Consider the following 19,277-nt stretch of genomic DNA (forward strand, 5'->3'; position numbering starts at 1 on the left):
TTTCTATTCAGGCAGAGCGAAAAAGTGTTATCCAGCGCACATTTTTCTCCCTAGTGTGAAACGCGTTGTCCTCTCGGCAATCCTGCCGATTGCACGTGGTAGAGAGAGAAGAGTCAAAGCATGAATCCCCGATTAGGCGTATTACTGAAGATAATGGCCGCACTGTGCGCCACGCTGATGCTGGCCTGTGTCAAAGGCCTTAACGGTGCCATCCCCACGGGTGAAGTGATTTTTTTCCGCAGCTTTATCGCGCTGTTTCCGCTGTTAATCTGGCTGAAAATCCAGGGCAACATACTGGAAAACCTCAAGACACGTAATCTGTTTGGTCATTTCATCCGCGGATTTTCCGGCACCGGTGGCATGTATTTTAACTATCTGGCTCTGGTATATATCTCGCTGGCAGATGCGACCGCACTCAGTTATGCCGCACCGTTGTTCACCGTGATTATGGCAGCGATGCTGCTTAAGGAACGCGTTCGCGTATCGCGCTGGGTAGCGGTTGTTGTTGGGCTGTCGGGTATTTTGATTATGCTCTCTTCCAGTCTCGCGGCCAGCGGCGGTGTGCTCGCAGGAGGTGCCGGCAGTGCCACGGCCAGTCTGGGCGTGGCCTTTGCCTTGGCTGCCGCACTCTGTACGGCGACCTCGAATGTGCAGATCCGCTTCCTCAACGGCATCGAAAAGCCGGGCGCGATTGTGTTCTATTTTTCGGTGATGACCACGCTAATTGGCCTGGCCAGCGCCCTGTTTGGCTGGGTAAAGCCGGACGGACTGCAATGGCTGCTGCTGGTGGGATGTGGATTATTTGGCGGTTTGGCGCAAATTTTGGTCACGCTGAGCCTGCGTTATGCCGATGCTTCGTTGCTCGCCCCCTTTGATTACACCACGCTGGTATGGTCAATGCTGATTGGCTATCTGTTCCTGCATAGCTTGCCGGGATCGACAACGCTATTTGGCGCATCGATTGTGGCACTGGCCGGGATATTTGCGGTGTGGCGAGAGAATCGCCAGCGCAAATTAGCGATGGCGAGCAGCACGCCGTAAGGTGCGGCATAAAGGCCACACCTTACGGCATCACATTAACGGTAAACGTCATCGATGATTTCGACCTGCTTATTGCGCAGCGTTTCTGCCAGCCATCCGCGCTCCAGTGAACCGGTTTTTGCCAGCTCGAAATTATGCTCATCCACAATTAAATAGGCCTGCGCAGCTTCGAGAATCCGCGCGGCATCCTGGCGCGGAATCACAATTACGCCATCGGCATCGCCCAGCACGATATCGCCCGGTGAGACGTGGATTTTGCCACAGGCAATCGGCACGTTGATTTCGCCAGGGCCATCTTTGAACGGGCCGCCTGGCGTGTGTCCGGCGGCATAAATCGGGAAATCCATGCGTGATAAGCCATCGATGTCCCGCACCGGGCCATCCAGCACAATGCCTTCCATACCGCGCTGTTTAGCGTAAGTTGCCATCACTTCGCCCATCAGTGACTGGCTGCGATCGCCCTCGTTCGACAGGATGATGACATCGTTGGGCCCGGCCATATCCAACGCTTTGTGCAGCATCAGATTATCGCCGGATCGTGCCTTCACGGTGACCGCCAGGCCGCACATGATGGGGGCTTTAGGCGCGGTTTTCAGGCTGATTTCCGCTGACAGCGCCGGTAAACGGCTCATGCAGTCCGCCACTACCGCTGCGGGTAAACGGCGGAACGCTTCCAGCAATGGCTCGGCATCGGATGGGCGACGTAGATAAATACGATTTCCTGCGGTCATTTTATTTCTCCTGTCAGGATTTACCTGGGTTTATAGGGGTAAGAGAGGGGTTCTCGCGTTCTTCCCGAGTGAAGGCACCGGAAAGGGGCGTGCCATCCACGGTGTCGTAATGGCGCAACGCCTGCGGTTTTAGCCAGCGCTGCACGCGTGAAGGCATATCAAAGCCAATCAGCAGCATCACCACGAACGTCAGACCAAAAGAGAGCCCGCCCAACGCGCCGCCCAGTGAGGCGTGCTGAGCAATCAGCGCGCCTAATACCGGAGCCAACGCACCGCCGAGTGAACCGATGTTGTAGATAAAACTGAGGTTGGCAGCGCGCTGCTCGGTATCGAAATAACCACTGATCATTTTCGCCAGCAGGCCACCAACGCCCTGGCTAAACAGCTGTTGCAGGAAGATCAGCAGGCACAGTAGCCAGACGTTCGATCCGTTGAGCATAAATACCGGGATGATCAGCACCTGGGCGACCAGCAGGCTGAGGACATAGGTTTTGCGTGTGCCGATGCGGTCGGCAGCAATACCCGCCACGCAACATCCGAGCCCCATGCCAAAGCGGCTGAAAGAAAACACCAGTGCGACCACTTCGGGCGAGTAGTGCAGATCGGTTTTTAAGTAGGTAGGTAGCAGGGCGTGGATTGGCCAGCCATACAAAAATACGCACACGATGGTCACGGTTAGCATCAGGCTAGTCGGCCAACGATCGCCCCCGCTTTGCACCAGAAAACTGATAAATATGCCGGCGGTCATCACGGCTAATACGGCAGTAACGAGGCCCGAGCTTTGATGATCGAAGCAGAAGTAAAGCGCCGCTGCTGCCAGCAATCCCAGCAAAATGTTTAGCGTGTTGCGTAGACGATTGGGGCCTCGAAATAGGGTATCCACCATGGTGACGGTGGGTTTTGTGGCTCTGGCTTTTGCGGCAGCCCACTCTTCCGCTTCTGGAATCGCGCGGCGCAGCCACAACGCAAAGAACACCGGGATGATGCCGAGATAAAACAGCGCACGCCAGCCCCACAGCGGCACGATCCAGCTATAAGCTAACACCGATAAAATGGCGCCTGAGGAAAAGCCCGAGTTAAGGAAAGCACTGGCTTTATTACGCATGTCTTTTGGCCAGGTTTCGATAGCATAAGCCGAGCTGGTGCCATATTCACCCGCCATGCCAATTCCGACCAAAATACGCGCCATAAACATCCACGTATAATTCGGTGCGATGCCACAGGCAAAGGTCCCACCGGCAAATAATATAATGCTGGTGATCATGGCGCTTTTACGTCCGTATTTATCGCCCATGGCGCCGAGTGCTAAACCGCCAAACCAACGGAGGATAAAGGCTGCCGAAATTAATGCGGCTGCTTCAGCGGTGCTGACCTTAAATTCCGCCATTATTTCGGTAAGCACTAATGTGATAATAACAAAGTCAAATCCGTCCAGCATATAGCCCATCCAGGCGGCCCAAAAGGCTTTCCATTGCTGGCGATTAAGCCGCTTATACCAGGGCAAAGCCATTGTCTCTTCAGCCATGACAAACTCCGGATGCTATTTACAGCGTAGGGGGATCCAGACTGAAAAATACAGTCTGTGATCAGAGGTTATTGTTCTGTTTGAGCAAGAATACGGGAAATAAACGTGTTACGGAGTTTGTGTTACGGCTAACGAAGTGAGGATCACGAAATATTATTAGGCGGGTTTTTAACTCACTGATAATTAATTTTATTGGGTTTTGTTATGGTGGCATATATTTATAATATGACTGGAGAGTTGTTTTTTAATTCCAACAGGATTTTATCCACCTTCAGGGAAAGTGAAGTACGGTTTTGCCCTGACTCACGCGACGCGCGATGGCTTGTCCAATCGCACCCGCGCCAATAACCACCATAATCTCTTTCATTGTACTTTCCGCCTTGAGGAATGACTGATGCGGCAAGCATAACGGGGAAGGCCATTGATGGCTGTAGGGGCAATTGGCATGAGCTCATGAGTACTGCTCATGTGTTATCAAACCCGGGACAATGCTATTAGACAATTAAGCTGAAATAGCCAGGACTCAGAGTGATAAACGTAGGTTGTTACTGACCTCGGCAATCAATGAATTGGGCACTTCCTGATCACGAGCGAGAAGTGACCACTGCGCCACCGCTTCGACTGTTTCTTCAATGATCCGATCCAGATTACGCTTGCTGAATAGTGGGCTTATTTTCTCTAAAGCGTAGAAGTCATTGCGGGTGAAATCCTCGCGTTTACCATTCAATGTCATCCAATGGCTGTTAACCCACTTACTTCCGGGTTTATAGCTGTAGGCCAGATCGTAAGCTGGAGCCAATTGCCATTTGTTGTCCTTCAGCATGAAAGCAAAGTTCTTGGCATGATCGTCATGGTTGCGTGCCACAATATTGAAGACCATCCTTTTTATTAGCTGTTCTGCATCACGCACGCGAAGCTTGAGTTCTCGCGCTACGCTGAACAGCTCTGCATAAGAAAATGAGCCAGGCTTTTTATAATCGACATGCGCCAGTCCATTCAGGGTCTGTACATGGATCTTCTGATTTCCAATACGGTCAAAGCGCTGAGTAATGAAATGGCGGCGATGACCTTCCGACAATAATTGCGAAGGCATCATCTCGATACCACAGGCTGTTGCCATTTGATAATAAACGTACTCCATGGCCCCGAATCCCAATGGATCACCAAAGGTTTCCTGGTTGCGATTATGTTCACTCACGCCATCAAATTTCATCAGATAGTGTGTGTAATCATCCGGAATTGTGGCCTGGCCAGAGCGCACTTGGGTGAAATCTTCATTAAATGCGAGAACCGCCTTAGGTCTTGCTCCACCCGCACTCATGCCTACTGATAGCAGCGAAAGCATGGCTTCACGATCTTCATCTCCGTCTCGATGAAGTGTTGTTGAGAAGGCTCCTCGGGCATCAAGGATTTCCTGTGCAATGACGACAAGGGATGCTATTTCAATCGGGTTTGAGGCATTGAGACTGCGAAGTTTTGTCGCCGGCGTGTATTCCAACGCACCCATACCGCGCTTGCCTGTGTATTGCAGTCGTTGCAATGGCGTAATGTCGGCAGGAAGTTTACCCTGGCCCGCGACCCAGGCATTGAGTACTGCGTTACCAAAATCATCGGGCAACGAGTCGGCAATTAAACCGGGTAGCCCTTTAAAGGTTGTAAACGCAAGTTCAGGGAAACTGTAGATTTGTGTTGCCAGCGGCATTTTGAGTGGGGAAAGTTCTATTCCTTGTTTAATAAAGTTGGGTGCATATTCAAACGCCCCCGATCCTTTTTCTGAATCAAAACTCACCGCACCCACTTCTTGTTGTGCATAGGTAACATTGATAACTTCCATTACCATTCTGATTTCTCCTCCATGAGCGGTTTGTCCTTACGTTGCCCTGAAGCTCTACGCCTTTGTTTACCCTGCAACTTTGCTAGTTGAATCGGGGATATTTCCTGACGCGGCAGAAACAGCTCCAGCTTTTCGGTGAGATCCAACGCTACCATGATGGCGATAAAGACATCGAACGGCACTTTTCCTTTTTCAGCATTGAGCACAGACTTACGTGCAACACCTGCACGCTCAGCAACCTCCGTCTGCGTTAAGTCACGGTTAAGACGGGCTTGCTTAAGTCGCAGGCCGATTTCTTCTGCCAAAGCCGATGCGGAACGAATAGTCATCTGTTTAAGGTCCTGATTAAGGCACTTTATCGCCAGGTAAGCGTTTAATGTTCAAATTATAGGACTTTATAGAGTTAATGCCATAAAAAACGGATGCCTTATAGTGTCCCATTTATTGGACTTTATACCGCTTAAAGGCAATTTAAGTCCTCAATGTGGGACATAAAAGGAGAAGAGGTGTTAATTAGGTAGCAAGGCAGGAAACGACAAACGCAGAAAAGCAAAAACCCAGCCATAAGCTGGGTTTTCAGAATGTTGGTGCCCGGACGCGGAATCGAACCACGGACACGGGGATTTTCAATCCCCTGCTCTACCGACTGAGCTATCCGGGCAACGGGGCGCATTAAACCTTAATGGCTTTCAGCCGTCAACGGCTTTCGTCAAAAAAGCGTAGCAATCGTGACTGATTGCTTGCTTTTCAGGCAGGCCGTGCAAAATCTCAACATGCACGCTGGCGGTTAAGCGGTATTCAGTATTGAGTGACCTGCATGACCTGCATGACCTGCATGACCTGCATGACCTGCATGACCTGCATGACCTGCATGACCTGCATGACCTGCATGACCTGCATGACCTGCGTGATGCGCGGGCCTAAGGGTCGCCCGCGACAGTTTAGGCCAGTGCCCCATTCTGCCGGCACAGCGCAATACTCAACACATCTTCTGCCAGACGGCGGGCGGTGGCGACATCCTGCACGTTACGCTTCACCAGCAACTTACTCAGACAACCTTCAAGAATCAGCTCCATCTGGTCGGCCACCATCGTCGGATTATCCAGGGCCAAATCCACCAGAATCTCATGGGTGAACTGCCATGAGCTGCGTTTTTGTTGCTCAGCTATCTGATGCACCGGTTGATCCGGCTGTGGATAGAAGCTGCAGGCGGCGATAAACAGGCAGCCGGGAAAACGGCCTTTGCTCACGTGTTCGGATAACACGTCATAGCGCGCCAGCAATTTTTGTTGGGCAGTGAGATGTTCATTGAGCTGTATCTGGCGGCGCCAGCTGTCAATCTGCTGACCGTGGTAGCGCAGCGCGTCATACAACAACGCGTCACGGTCGGGCCAAAAACGCTCTAAATGTTCTGCATCAAGTCCGGTCTCTCCGGCCAATTGATGCAGTGATGTGGTGGCGGCCAGGCCGCTTTGCTCAAGCACATTCAGCGCATGCTCAAGAATCTGTTCACGTTGCAAGTGACTCTCCTCTGGAGTGCGGGCCCGCTCGCGCACGAACGGGCAGTGTCCTGGAACCAGTGTCGTTTAACGCGACAGATTGTGCAAATGCGTGCGGAAGTCGGCGGCATTCAGGAAGCCGGTGACGCGTGAGCCGGGGATTTCTTTTCCCTGCGCATCAAAAACAGAATGGTGGGTAATCCCAACACCTGCAAATGCTGCAACAAAGCGTTGTCCTGTGCATTATTTGCGGTGACGTTAGCTTGCAGTAACTGGATCTGGCTTAAATCGGCACGTACGCCTTCATCGCTGAAGGTGTACTTCTCGAACTCTTTGCAGGCGACGCACCAGTCGGCGTAAAGATCGACCATGGTGATGCGACCTTGTGCCTGCTGAAGTGCGCTATCCAACTGCTCGCTGCTGGCCACCGTTTTGAACGGCAGATGTGCCACAGATTGTACGCTAGCGCTGCTGCCAAAGGCCCAATCCTGCAGCGGACGAGCGGCCACCAGCGCTGCTGCGAGCATGATGATTTGTAAAATGCGCCACTTGCCATTAGCGCGCAAGCTGAGGCTGAATGCCCAGGCAAAGAACGCGACGCCGAGCAGGCTCCACAGGCGCAAGCCCCAGACATCGCCGAGTACTCGTTCCAGTAAGAACACCGGTAGTGCCAGAATCACAAAGCCGAAGCCTTCTTTAACGCTCTGCATCCACGGTCCGCTTTTTGGCAGCAGCTTATTACCAAACATCGTCACGGCAATCAGCGGCAGGCCCATCCCGAAGGCATAGAGCCACAGCGTGCCTGCACCAGCCCACAGGTTACCGCTTTGCGCGATATACAGCAGGATGGCACTGAGCGGCGCGGTGGTGCAGGGCGAGCAGATCAATCCCGCCAGTGCGCCCATCATAAATACACCCGGCAGCGAACCACCTTGCTGGCGATTACTCCACAGCGTTAGGCGCGTTTGCAGGCTGGTAGGCAGTTGCAGTGAGAACAGTCCAAACATCGATAGCGCCAGCGCGATGAACAGCGCTGACAGGCCAATCAATACGTAAGGATGTTGCAGCGCCGCCTGGAAGCGCAAGCCCGCGGCGGCCACCACCATGCCGAGCACGGTGTAAGTCAGTGCCATCCCTTGCACATACACCATCGCCAGCGCGAACAGGCGACCAGCAGAGTAGCGGCGCTGACCACCGAGAATGATGCTGGAGATCAGCGGATACATCGGCAATACGCACGGCGTGAAGGCAACGCCGATGCCAATCAGCAGCGCCCACAGCGGTGAAAACGGCAGTGGCGTGCGCTGTTGCGCAGGCTGCGCATTAACGGCGGGAGCATCGTGATTGGCGGCAACCGGGTTGAGCGGCACCGAACGGGTCTCGGGCGGATAGCAGAATCCAGCGGCGGCACAGCTTGATAGGTCACGGTGAGCGTGGCACCTGACTCAGCTTGATGCAGAGTGATCGGCACCTGTAAATCTTGGGGATATATTTCGCTCTTGCCGTAGAACTCATCCTCATGCGGCTGTCCTGGCGGCAGGGCCAGGGGTGCCATCTGCGCTTTCTGCGGCGTCACATGAATCTGCTGACGATACAGGTAGTAGCCGTCTTTCACCTTCCAGCTCAGTGTGAGTTGGTTGCCCTGCTGGTTGAAATCAAAGCCAAACGCCTGATCCACCGGCACAAAGCGGCTGTTGTTGTTCGGTGAGAAGATATTAGCGTGCGCTGAAACGCAAAACAGCAGCGCCAGGCAAAGGCCCATCAGGCGAGAAAGTCGTGCAGCCATGAGGATGTAATCAGCTCCGGTGGCGAATGAGCCGCGATGATAGCACGGCCGCCTCGCCACGAGGTTTTCAGGATGTAACGGCGCTACAGAATCAGGCTGCCAAACAGGAAGCCAAACGCCACGGAGAAGGCAATCGCCAACACGCCGGGAATGATAAAGGAGTGATTAAACACAAACTTGCCGATTCGGGTCGAACCGGTGTCATCCATTTCGACTGCGGCTAATAAGGTGGGATAGGTCGGCAGTACAAACAGAGCTGACACCGCGGCAAACGAAGCTACCGCCGCCAGCGGCGACACGCCCAGCATCAGCGCGGCGGGCATTAACGCTTTAGTGGTCGCGGCCTGTGAGTAGAGCAGGGTGGCGGCGAAGAACAACACCAAGGCCAGCATCCACGGGTAACTCTGCAACATTCCCCCCGCCACGGTCTGGATGTCCGACAAATGGGCTTTGACAAAAGTATCGCCCAGCCATGCCACACCCATCACGCAGATGCAGGCACTCATGCCAGATTTGAAGGTGCTGGCGCTGAGGATTTCGCCGGTATCGACTTTGCAGGTCAAACAAATCAAGGTGGCGACGGTGAGCATAAACACCACAATCGCTTCGTTGCGCGGCAGGACCGGATTGCTAATCAGCCCAACGCTATCGCTGATCGCGGTGGCATACAGCACCACGGCGGCTATACCGATCAGGAATAGCCCGACCGCGCGTTTGGCGCCGGGTTTAATCTCATAGACATGTTCCCCACGCAGCGTGACTTCGCCTTTGGCCAGGCGAGCCTGGTATACCTCATCATCTTTAAGTTCTTTGCCGAGGAAGCTGGTAAAAATGGCAGCACAGAAGATGGCGGCCATCGTCGCAGGGATCGAGACCGCGAGCAGGGCCAGATAACTGACGCCGCGTGGCTCCAGGATCGAGGCAAAGAACACCACGGCGGCTGAAAGTGGCGACGCGGTAATGGCAATTTGGGAGGCCACCACCGCGATGGATAGCGGACGTGAAGGGCGCACGCCTTGTTCTTTGGCGACTTCAGCGATGACCGGCAAGGTAGAAAAGGCCGTATGGCCGGTACCCGCCAGCAGCGTCATGACATAGGTGACTAAAGGAGCGAGAAAGGTGACGTAGCGCGGATGACGGCGCAGCAGACGCTCGGCCAGTCCCACCATGTAATCGAGTCCGCCTGCAATCTGCATCGCGGCAATCGCGGCAATCACTGCCATGATAATTTCGATCACATCGAAGGGAATCGCGCCCGGTTTCATGCCGCAGAACAGCGTCAACACCAGCACACCTAAACCGCCGGCAAATCCAATGCCGATGCCGCCTAAACGTGCACCCAGCCAGATTGCCAGCAGGACAATCAATAATTCCACTACTACCATTCGTTCCGCTCCTGAGCCGGGAGGAAATCCAGACCCTTAAAGTTGTAGCCGCCAATAAGAAAAAAGCACGCCGTATTGTATACAAGCGTGCTTTTTTGCGACTTGATCCGGAACGGATTACTGTTCGTTTTCGTCGGTGTAGCGTTTGGCTTTGTAGGTCGGATGCATCAGGTTCTGGATGGAGAAGATGTCATCCAGTTCCGCTTCGGTTAGCAGACCGCGCTCCAGCACCACTTCACGGACGCTCTTGCCGGTTTCCGCACAAATCTTGCCGACGATATCGCCATTATGGTGGCCGATGTACGGGTTCAGATAAGTGACGATACCGATGGAGTTGAACACGTAAGCTTCGCACACCGCTTTATTAGCCGTGATGCCGTTAACGCATTTTTCCAGCAGGTTGAAACAGGCGTTGGTCAGGATGCTGATCGATTCGAACAGCGCCTGGCCAATCACCGGTTCCATCACGTTGAGCTGCAGCTGGCCCGCTTCTGACGCCATGGTCACGGTGATGTCGTTGCCGATAACCTTGAAGCACACCTGGTTCACCACTTCTGGCACCACCGGGTTCACTTTGGCTGGCATGATCGATGAGCCCGCCTGCAGTTCTGGCAGGTTGATTTCGTTCAGGCCCGAACGCGGACCTGAAGAGAGCAGGCGCAGGTCGTTACAGATCTTCGACAGCTTGACCGCCAGACGCTTCAGCGCGGAGTGCACCATGACGTATGCACCGCAGTCCGAGGTCGCTTCAATCAGGTCTTCAGCCGGTACCACTGGCAGATTACTGACTTCCGCCAGACGCTGAACCGCCAGCTGCTGATAGCCATCTGGCGTGTTGAGGCGAGTCCCGATGGCCGTGGCGCCGAGGTTTACTTCCAGCAGTAACTCTGCGGTACGCAGAATGCTGCGGGTTTCTTCATTCAGCAATACGTTAAATGCATGGAACTCCTGGCCCAGCGTCATCGGTACCGCATCCTGCAGCTGGGTGCGGCCCATCTTCAGAATGTTTTCGAACTCGACCGCTTTACGCTGGAAGCCTTCGCTCAGTTGGCTAATGCCGTCGAGCAGTTTCAGGATGGACGCGTAAACGGCGATACGGAAACCGGTGGGATAAGCATCGTTGGTAGACTGACACTTATTCACATGATCGTTGGGGTTGAGGAACTGATATTCCCCTTTCTGGTGGCCCATCAGCTCAAGACCGATGTTCGCCAGCACTTCATTGGTGTTCATGTTGACCGAGGTGCCCGCGCCGCCCTGATAGACGTCAACCGGGAACTGATCCATGCATTTACCGTTATTCAGCACTTCATCACAGGCCTGAATAATGGTGTTTGCGATGTTGCGAGGGATTGTTTGCAGCTCTTTATTCGCGAGCGCGGCTGCTTTTTCACCATCACCATACCGCGAACGAATTCCGGTATGTCACTGATTTTATTGTTACTAATGTAGAAGTTTTCAATCGCACGCAGAGTATGAACACCGTAGTAAGCGTCTGCCGGAACTTCGCGCATGCCTAACAGGTCTTCTTCGATACGAATGTTGTTCGCCATGATTACCTTCTTATTATTTCTGCGGTGTTAGTGCCGGGCGACCGGGATGGTCGGGCGGCAATCACTGTGCAGGTGAAGCGATTATGTTGTCGTGGAATACCCGCACCGACATATTATCCATCTTCGGGCTGGCGGGCACGATCATATTCTGTTGTTACAGAATTGTTTGTGCACAGATCACTTTACGGGCATTTACTGGCCCAGCGGTAATAACGATATGTGATGTAGTTCGCAATTTTAAGTCAGTGGGAAAAATTTGGCAGGATCGGTTGAAATCGCGGGTTGAGATGCCCATCTCTATCAATACGGTCTTGCAGACCATCCCTTTCTGCTGCCTGGCAAGAAGCGAGGCAGCCCTACTCACAGGAGATATCGGTGCGCTGGATACCGTTGGTGATTTTTTTGTTCTGGCCTGGATTGAGATCTCAATTTTCATTCAGGTGGCACACGCGCTCGGCGTGCTGCTGACCATGCTGCTGGTGATCTTCACCTCCTGCATTGGTGTGTCGCTGGTGAAGAACCAGGGTATGAAGAATTTCCGCTTGATGCAGGAAAAGCTGGCGCGTAATGAAAGCCCAGCCGCTGAGATGACCAAAAGCGTATCGCTGATCATTTCGGGCTTCTTACTGCTGTTGCCTGGCTTCTTTACCGATTTCCTCGGCTTATTGCTGCTGCTGCCCCCGGTGCAGAAGCATTTGACATTGAAACTGATGCCCCACTTGCGCGTGTGGCGCGGGCCGGGTGCCGGTCCTGATAGCGGCTTTACGATGGATGGCGAATACGAGCGTAAAGATCAGGATAAAATCGGCCACGATAAAGATCGTTAATCAGAGAAGGGCGGCAATAGTCGCCCTTTTTGCTGTCTTTTTCGCCAACTGTTACACAAACGAAAATTTTTTATTTTCTGCCCCTTGAAAGCCCATTTATTGACCCTATCTCTCTCTCCACGAGGCCGGAAGCCATGCAGTCCGGTTCAACCCAAAAAACTGAATGATTGGACTTCTCAAAGGAGAGCTACCAAATGAAAATTCGTCCGTTGCACGATCGCGTTATCGTCAAGCGTAAAGAAGTTGAAGCTAAATCTGCTGGCGGTATCGTTCTGACCGGCTCTGCAGCTGGCAAATCAACCCGCGGTGAAGTTCTGGCTGTTGGCAAAGGCCGCATCCTGGAAAACGGCGATGTTAAGCCACTGGACGTGAAAGTTGGCGATCTGGTTATCTTCAGCGAAGGCTACGGTGCCAAAACTGAAAAATCGATAACGAAGAAGTGCTGATCATCTCTGAAAGCGACATCCTGGCGGTTGTCGAAGCGTAATTACGCGTATTTCACTGAACGAAACGAATTTAAGGGATATTTGAAATGGCAGCTAAAGACGTAAAATTCGGTAATGACGCACGCGTAAAAATGCTGCGTGGCGTTAACATCCTGGCAGATGCAGTAAAAGTTACCCTGGGCCCGAAAGGCCGTAACGTGGTGCTGGATAAATCTTTTGGTGCACCGACCATCACTAAAGATGGCGTTTCTGTTGCGCGTGAAATCGAGCTGGAAGATAAGTTCGAAAACATGGGCGCACAGATGGTGAAAGAAGTGGCCTCTAAAGCGAACGACGCTGCAGGCGACGGCACCACCACTGCAACCGTTCTGGCTCAAGCTATCATCACTGAAGGTTTGAAAGCTGTGGCGGCGGGTATGAACCCGATGGATCTGAAGCGCGGCATCGACAAAGCGGTTATCGCTGCAGTTGAAGAGCTGAAAACGCTGTCTGTTCCGTGCCAGGATACCAAAGCGATTGCTCAGGTAGGTACCATCTCTGCTAACTCCGACGAAACCGTGGGTGCTCTGATCGCTGACGCGATGGAGAAAGTAGGCAAAGAAGGCGTTATCACCGTTGAAGAAGGCACCGGCCTGCAAGACGAGCTGGACGTGGTTGAAGGTATGCAGTTTGACCGTGGCTACCTGTCCCCGTACTTCATCAACAAGCCAGAGACTGGCGCTATCGAACTGGATGCACCGTTCATCCTGTTAGCCGATAAGAAAATCTCTAACATCCGCGAACTGCTGCCAGTACTGGAAGCGGTTGCTAAAGCCGGTAAACCACTGCTGATCATCGCTGAAGATGTTGAAGGCGAAGCGCTGGCGACTCTGGTGGTTAACACCATGCGCGGCATCGTGAAAGTCGCTGCTGTTAAAGCACCTGGCTTCGGCGACCGTCGTAAAGCCATGCTGCAGGATATCGCTATCCTGACCGGCGGTACCGTTATCTCTGAAGAGATCGGTCTGGACCTGGAAAAAGCCACCCTGGAAGATCTGGGTCAGGCTAAGCGCGTTGTGATCAACAAAGATACCTCTACCATCATCGATGGCGTGGGCGATCAGGGCGCAATCCAGGGCCGCGTAACGCAGATCCGTCAGCAGATCGAAGAAGCGACCTCTGATTACGACAAAGAAAAACTGCAGGAGCGCGTAGCGAAACTGGCAGGCGGCGTTGCCGTTCTGAAAGTGGGCGCAGCAACTGAAGTTGAAATGAAAGAGAAGAAAGCCCGCGTTGAAGATGCTCTGCACGCGACCCGTGCTGCAGTTGAAGAAGGCGTGGTTGCAGGTGGTGGTGTGGCGCTGGTTCGCGTAGCGGCCAAAATCGCTGCTTCAGGCCTGAAAGGTCAGAACGAAGACCAGAACGTGGGTATCAAAGTTGCACTGCGTGCAATGGAAGCGCCACTGCGTCAGATCGTAGCTAACGCCGGTGAAGAGCCTTCTGTTGTGACCAACAACGTGAAAGCAGGCGACGGTAACTACGGTTACAACGCGCAGACTGAAGAATACGGCAACATGATCGACTTCGGTATCCTCGACCCAACTAAAGTGACCCGTTCTGCGCTGCAGTACGCCTCTTCTGTTGCGGGTCTGATGATCACCACCGAAGCGATGGTGACTGACCTGCCAAAAGGCGACGCTCCTGATTTAGGCGGCGCTGGCGGTATGGGTGGAATGGGCGGAATGGGCGGCATGATGTAATTTGCCCCTGACTGCTTTAGTCATCTGAAAAACCCTCGATCGGGAACGGTCGAGGGTTTTTCTTTTGGCGGCGAACAAGGTATAAGTATGAGCGCAATACTTCGGCTCTGCGGGTTTATACCCGTCATATTTCAAATTGCAGATGCGTTGGCTGCGTGCATTCACCCCAGTCACTCACTGGAGTAAGCTCCCGGGGATTCATGCCCTTGCCGCTTTTCTGCACCTTGAACTATTTAGGGTATAAGGCAATGAACGTTCAGAAAAAATGTGCGCTTTTCTGCTACGCTGCCACCCGACACTGATGATAATAAATGGGGATTACAATGCGGATTAACCTCTTGCTCGGACTGGCGGTAGGGACTGTACTGCTGGCGGGCTGCAGCAGCTCCAATCAACTGAGTTCCGGCGGACAACGTGTCACTTTCGTTGACCAACAGCCAGGCAGCCAATGTCAGCTGCTGGGCAATGTCACCGGCTCACAAAGCAACTGGTTGAGCGGATCAGGCGGTGAAGGTAGCTCACTGCGTGGTGCAGCGAATGACCTGCGTAACCGTGCTGCTGAAATGGGCGGCAACGTGATTTACGGTGCAACCAGCCCAACGCAGAACCTGTTGTCTGCTTTCGCCCCGCTGGACAGCAAAATGTCTGGTCAGGTGTATAAGTGCCCGTAATGGCAAAAAAGAGTTGTAAAAAAAGCCGCTGATGCGGCTTTTTTTATTCCTGACGTAGCTGCAAATCCAGCGGTGTTTTACTGGGCTCACCCCCGATTTCACGCGCCAGTTTCGGTACCATATAACCCGAAACCATGGCCAGCAATTGGCGCATCAGCGCACGCGCTTCACTGTCAGAAACATAGAAATGCGCGGCACCCTGCACTTTATCCAGCACGTGCAGGTAGTAAGGCAAAATGCCGGCATCGAACAGCGTATTACTCAGGCTAGCCAAAACCCTGGCGTCATCGTTCACGCCGCGCAGTAGCACGCTCTGATTGAGTAAAGTGACGCCTGCACGTTTCAGCATCTGCATGCCGTAGCGCAGTTCGTCGTCGATCTCTTGCGCATGGTTGATATGGCTTACCATCAGCACTTGCAGGCGCGTTTCGGCCAGAATCTGGCAGAGTCCTTCCGTAATGCGTGCGGGTATCACCACCGGCAAACGGCTATGAATACGCAGACGCTTCAGATGCGGGATTTTCTCCAGCGCGCTCACCAGCCACGCCAGCTCATGGTCTTTGGCCATCAGCGGATCGCCACCCGAGAAGATGATCTCATCCAGCTCCGGGTGCTCAGCGATGTAATCGATCGCGGCCTGCCAGTTACGCTTGTTGCCCTGATTATCCTGATAGGGAAAATGGCGACGGAAGCAGTAGCGGCAGTTGACGGCACAGCCGCCTTTCACCAACAGCAGCGCGCGGTTTCTATACTTGTGCAGTAAACCGGGCACCACACTGCTTTGTTCATCCAGCGGGTCGGTGCTGTAACCTGGCGCATCAACAAACTCCTGACGGCTGGTTAACACTTGCAGCAAAAGTGGGTCCTTTGCATCACCCATTACCATGCGCTGAATGAAGGCACGCGGCACGCGCAGGGCAAAAAGCTTGCGCGCATCGTTGCCTGCGGTCAGATCCGCATGCTGTTCAAGAGCTAAAAGTTGCAGTAATTCAGTAGGATCGGTGACAACATCAGCAAGTTGCTGCAACCAATCTTCTCTGATGGGGGGATTTAGGGTTACAATGTTTGCCATTTTTTTGGCTATTACCAGTTCAATATTTACAGAGGGCCTTTATGGCGACTTATCTTAGCAACGATTTCCGTCCCGGTCTTAAAATCATGTTCGAAGGCGAGCCATATGCCATCGAAGCCAGTGAGTTCGTCAAGCCGGGTAAAGGCCAGGCGTTTGCGCGCGTAAAAATGCGTCGTCTGCTGACGGGTTCTCGCGTTGAGAAGACCTTCAAATCTACCGACTCTGCCGAAGGCGCAGACGTTCGTGATATGACGCTGCAGTACTCTTACAACGATGGCGACTTCTTCTACTTCATGCACCCAGAGTCTTTCGAGCAGTATCAGATCGAATCTAAAGTGCTGGACGATGTGACCAAATGGCTGCAGGACAATGCGGATTGTATCGTGACCCTGTGGAACGATAAAGCAATCGCGGTTCAGCCACCGAACTTCATCGAAGCCGAAGTCATCGAAACTGACCCAGGCCTGAAAGGTGATACTGCCGGTACCGGCGGCAAGCCAGCGACGCTGTCTACTGGTGCAGTGATCAAAGTTCCACTGTTCGTGCAGATTGGCGAAGTGGTAAAAGTTGACACCCGCTCTGGCGAATACGTTTCTCGCGTAAAATAATTGCCAAATCAGGCGCATCAATCGATGCGCCTTTTTTTCTCGTCTTTTATCTTCGGCTTAGCCGCCAGCGTTGCGTAACAGGTCTATGCTTTAAGGGCTGTAGTTTTACTGCAACCAACAAGGATATGGCTATGTTAAAGAAAAGTATTGTCGCGATTTTATCGGTACTGGTGCTTTCTTCCGTTCTGACAGCCTGTAACACCACGCGTGGGGTAGGCGAAGATGTTCAGGCGGGCGGTAAAGCAATTCAGCGCAGCGCACAGTAATGAAAGCCGGTGCGAAACGGCGTTTCGTACCGGATTTTTTCTGCCTCCATTTCCTTCCCTGCATTTCTCCTGGTCGAGTCTCGATCCCGTAACGCCGTTGTTTGCCGTAGCCAATACGGGTAGACTTCTCCCCCTTATCTGTATACGGAGTCACCAACATGAGCGAAACGGCAAGCTGGCAGCCGAGCGCACCCATTGCCAATTTGTTGAAACGCGCCGCTATTTTAGCGGAAATACGTCGTTTCTTTGCCGATCGCGGCGTGCTGGAGGTGGATACCCCGGCGATGAGCCAGGCGACCATCACAGACATCCATCTGGTGCCGTTCCAGACGCGCTTTGTCGGCCCCGGTGCCGCTGAAGGGCGTGACCTGTGGCTGATGACCAGCCCCGAATACCACATGAAGCGTCTGCTGGCGGCAGGCAGTGGCCCGATCTATCAGATGGGGCGTTGCTTCCGCAATGAGGAAGCCGGTCGTCATCACAATCCAGAGTTCACCATGCTGGAGTGGTATCGCCCGCACTACGATATGTATCGCCTGATGAACGAGGTCGATGACTTGATGCAGCAGGTGCTGGAGTGCGATAACGCCGAATCCCTGTCGTATCAGCAGGCATTTATTCGCCATCTGGAACTCGATCCTCTGTCTGCGGATAAAACGCAGCTGCGTGAAGCCGCAACCAAACTGGGCGAGGGTGAACTGGCGAATCGTGAAGACGACCGCGATACGCTCCTTCAGCTGCTGTTCATGCTGGGCGTTGAGCCGAAAATTGGTAATGACAAGCCGTGCTTTGTTTATCACTTCCCGGCCAGCCAGGCGTCATTAGCCGAGATCAGCACTGAAGATCATCGTGTCGCGGAGCGCTTCGAGGTGTATTACAAAGGTGTGGAACTGGCGAATGGCTTCCGTGAATTAACCGATAGCCGCGAGCAGCGCCAGCGCTTTGAGCAGGATAACCGCCGCCGTGCCGCGCGTGGTTTGCCGCAGCATCCGATTGATACCAACCTGCTGGACGCACTGGCGCATGGCATGCCTGCTTCTTCAGGCGTGGCGCTGGGTGTGGATCGTTTGATTATGCTGGCGTTGAAAGCCAATGCATTAAGCGAAGTGATTGCCTTCCCGGTCGATCGCAGCTAATTCCTGCCGTCGATATCCAACAGTCACGGCGTGATTTATCGCTCCGTGACTCATTCAGCGATTAGGGTTGTGTGGTGGTCGGAGCGGCGGGGGCTTCTGGAAACTCCTGGATGGTCACCGGCAGCATCATCTTCTGTTCGTTACGCAGCACCTGCACCTGAATCACCGATCCTGGGCGAATCTCCGCCACCTGATCCATGGTTTCCTGCGCGGAAAGCGCTGTTTTGCCGTTCACCTGCAGTAGCACATCATTGGCCTGAATGCCGGCGCGATCGGCTGGCCCGCCGGGCGTCACTTCACTGACGATAATGCCCTGTGCGCGATCCAGACTGCTGCCCTGGCCGTGCAGCGGCGGCAGTTCGCGTCCGGTGATGCCGATATAGCCGCGAATCACCCGACCATCACGAATTAGCTTATCCATGATTTTGGTTGCCAACGCGGTGGGAATTGCAAAACCAATGCCTTCCGGCGTTTCGCCATCATTGCTTTTGTCAAACGTCAGGGTATTGATGCCCATCAGTTCGCCCAGCGAGTTAATTAGCGCACCGCCCGAGTTGCCCTGGTTGATCGAGGCGTCGGTCTGCAGGAAGTTTTGGCGTCCGGATGAGCTTAAACCGACGCGTCCGGTGGCGCTGATGATGCCCTGCGTCACGGTCTGACCAAGGTTATAAGGATTGCCAATCGCCATCACCACATCGCCAATATGGGCGATGCGCTTAGCGTTAATCGGAATCACTGGCAGGTTAGTGGCGCTGATCTTCAGTACCGCCAGGTCCGTCATCGCATCCGAGCCCACTAAGTTGGCTTCAAAGAAGCGGCCATCCTGCAACGCCACAATGATCTGATCGGCGTTATTGATGACATGCTTATTGGTGAGGATGTAGCCTTTCACGTTCATGATCACGCCGGAGCCCAGCGTGGTGATGCCGCGATTGTTGTTGCCGTGCGCGCTGCGGTTATAAACATTGACCACCGCAGGCACAGCACGACGCACACCCTGATTGAAGCTCACGGGTGATTCATCATCGCTGTTATCATGATCAAAGGTGACGTTGCTGCCCATACGCAGCGCAGGTATCGCAACAAGCAGTAAGCCCGCGACGATCAGGCCCATCACCATAGAACGCAAAAGTTTAAGAAACATGGTGTTATTTCAGG

General features: G+C 53.5%; 14 protein-coding genes, 1 tRNA gene and 4 pseudogenes. 8 read left to right on the top strand and 11 right to left on the bottom strand.

Annotated elements, in window-relative coordinates:
- The first annotated feature begins 120 nt into the window (after positions 1-120).
- Entirely contained in the window at positions 121-1,041 is a 921-nt protein-coding gene (locus tag HA45_RS07395; protein ID WP_100704377.1) for a DMT family transporter, read from the top strand.
- A gap of 35 nt (positions 1,042-1,076) precedes the next feature.
- Here the strand turns inward: HA45_RS07395 and HA45_RS07400 are convergent, their stop codons facing one another.
- The 9 genes and pseudogenes from HA45_RS07400 to aspA form a co-directional block, all read right to left on the bottom strand.
- Positions 1,077-1,772 (bottom strand): RraA family protein, encoded by a 696-nt coding sequence (locus HA45_RS07400; protein WP_100704378.1) that lies wholly within the window; start codon positions 1,770-1,772, stop codon positions 1,077-1,079.
- Between the two features lie 13 nt (positions 1,773-1,785).
- Positions 1,786-3,297 carry a sialate:H+ symport family MFS transporter gene (locus HA45_RS07405; RefSeq protein WP_100704379.1) on the bottom strand — a complete coding sequence of 504 codons (1,512 nt, stop codon included), beginning with the start codon at positions 3,295-3,297 and terminating at the stop codon, positions 1,786-1,788.
- A gap of 523 nt (positions 3,298-3,820) precedes the next feature.
- Positions 3,821-5,137, bottom strand: coding sequence for a type II toxin-antitoxin system HipA family toxin (locus HA45_RS07415; RefSeq protein ID WP_100704380.1), 1,317 nt, complete (start codon positions 5,135-5,137; stop codon positions 3,821-3,823).
- Positions 5,131-5,460, bottom strand: coding sequence for a helix-turn-helix domain-containing protein (locus HA45_RS07420; RefSeq protein ID WP_100704381.1), 330 nt, complete (start codon positions 5,458-5,460; stop codon positions 5,131-5,133). The genes HA45_RS07415 and HA45_RS07420 overlap by 7 nt, the downstream gene beginning before the upstream one ends.
- A 256-nt stretch (positions 5,461-5,716) precedes the next feature.
- Positions 5,717-5,792, bottom strand: a tRNA-Phe gene (locus HA45_RS07425).
- A gap of 280 nt (positions 5,793-6,072) precedes the next feature.
- Positions 6,073-6,651: a division control transcriptional repressor DicD gene (gene dicD, locus HA45_RS07430; RefSeq protein ID WP_100704382.1), complete on the bottom strand. Its 579-nt coding sequence runs from the start codon at positions 6,649-6,651 to the stop codon at positions 6,073-6,075.
- A 66-nt stretch (positions 6,652-6,717) separates the two neighbouring features.
- Positions 6,718-8,416: pseudogene (locus HA45_RS07435) on the bottom strand (protein-disulfide reductase DsbD).
- Between the two features lie 83 nt (positions 8,417-8,499).
- Complete coding sequence (locus HA45_RS07440) at positions 8,500-9,801, bottom strand: anaerobic C4-dicarboxylate transporter (RefSeq protein WP_100704384.1); 1,302 nt, start codon at positions 9,799-9,801, stop codon at positions 8,500-8,502.
- A 117-nt stretch (positions 9,802-9,918) separates the two neighbouring features.
- A pseudogene (gene aspA, locus HA45_RS07445) lies at positions 9,919-11,354 on the bottom strand (aspartate ammonia-lyase).
- A gap of 375 nt (positions 11,355-11,729) precedes the next feature.
- Here aspA and HA45_RS07450 point away from each other — a divergent pair.
- From HA45_RS07450 to HA45_RS07465, 4 genes and pseudogenes are all read left to right on the top strand, one after another.
- Positions 11,730-12,181 (top strand): annotated as a pseudogene (locus HA45_RS07450) (FxsA family protein).
- Positions 12,182-12,375: 194 nt separating this feature from the next.
- Positions 12,376-12,668, top strand: a pseudogene (locus tag HA45_RS07455) (co-chaperone GroES).
- 45 nt (positions 12,669-12,713) lie between these two features.
- Positions 12,714-14,366 carry a chaperonin GroEL gene (gene groL, locus HA45_RS07460; RefSeq protein WP_100704388.1) on the top strand — a complete coding sequence of 551 codons (1,653 nt, stop codon included), beginning with the start codon at positions 12,714-12,716 and terminating at the stop codon, positions 14,364-14,366.
- A 323-nt stretch (positions 14,367-14,689) separates the two neighbouring features.
- On the top strand, positions 14,690-15,037 hold the full coding sequence (locus tag HA45_RS07465) for a DUF4156 domain-containing protein (protein WP_100704389.1): 348 nt from the start codon (positions 14,690-14,692) through the stop codon (positions 15,035-15,037).
- 43 nt (positions 15,038-15,080) lie between these two features.
- On the opposite strand, the gene epmB is transcribed toward HA45_RS07465, so the two are convergent.
- The gene (gene epmB / locus HA45_RS07470) at positions 15,081-16,109 is read right to left on the bottom strand and encodes an EF-P beta-lysylation protein EpmB (protein ID WP_100704390.1); all 1,029 of its coding nucleotides are present in this window, start codon (positions 16,107-16,109) and stop codon (positions 15,081-15,083) included.
- Between the two features lie 41 nt (positions 16,110-16,150).
- Between epmB and efp the strand changes: the two genes are divergently transcribed.
- From efp to epmA, 3 genes are all read left to right on the top strand, one after another.
- Positions 16,151-16,717 (top strand): elongation factor P, encoded by a 567-nt coding sequence (gene efp, locus HA45_RS07475; protein WP_008104410.1) that lies wholly within the window; start codon positions 16,151-16,153, stop codon positions 16,715-16,717.
- A gap of 131 nt (positions 16,718-16,848) precedes the next feature.
- Entirely contained in the window at positions 16,849-16,983 is a 135-nt protein-coding gene (locus tag HA45_RS07480) for an entericidin A/B family lipoprotein (protein ID WP_038649531.1), read from the top strand.
- Positions 16,984-17,141: 158 nt separating this feature from the next.
- Positions 17,142-18,119 carry an elongation factor P--(R)-beta-lysine ligase gene (gene epmA, locus HA45_RS07485; protein WP_100704391.1) on the top strand — a complete coding sequence of 326 codons (978 nt, stop codon included), beginning with the start codon at positions 17,142-17,144 and terminating at the stop codon, positions 18,117-18,119.
- Positions 18,120-18,180: 61 nt separating this feature from the next.
- Here the strand turns inward: epmA and degS are convergent, their stop codons facing one another.
- Positions 18,181-19,263: an outer membrane-stress sensor serine endopeptidase DegS gene (gene degS / locus HA45_RS07490; RefSeq protein WP_100704392.1), complete on the bottom strand. Its 1,083-nt coding sequence runs from the start codon at positions 19,261-19,263 to the stop codon at positions 18,181-18,183.
- Between the last annotated feature and the right edge of the window lie 14 nt (positions 19,264-19,277).

It is taken from the genome of Pantoea rodasii, assembly GCF_002095465.1.
GTDB classification, from domain to species: domain Bacteria; phylum Pseudomonadota; class Gammaproteobacteria; order Enterobacterales; family Enterobacteriaceae; genus Pantoea; species Pantoea rodasii.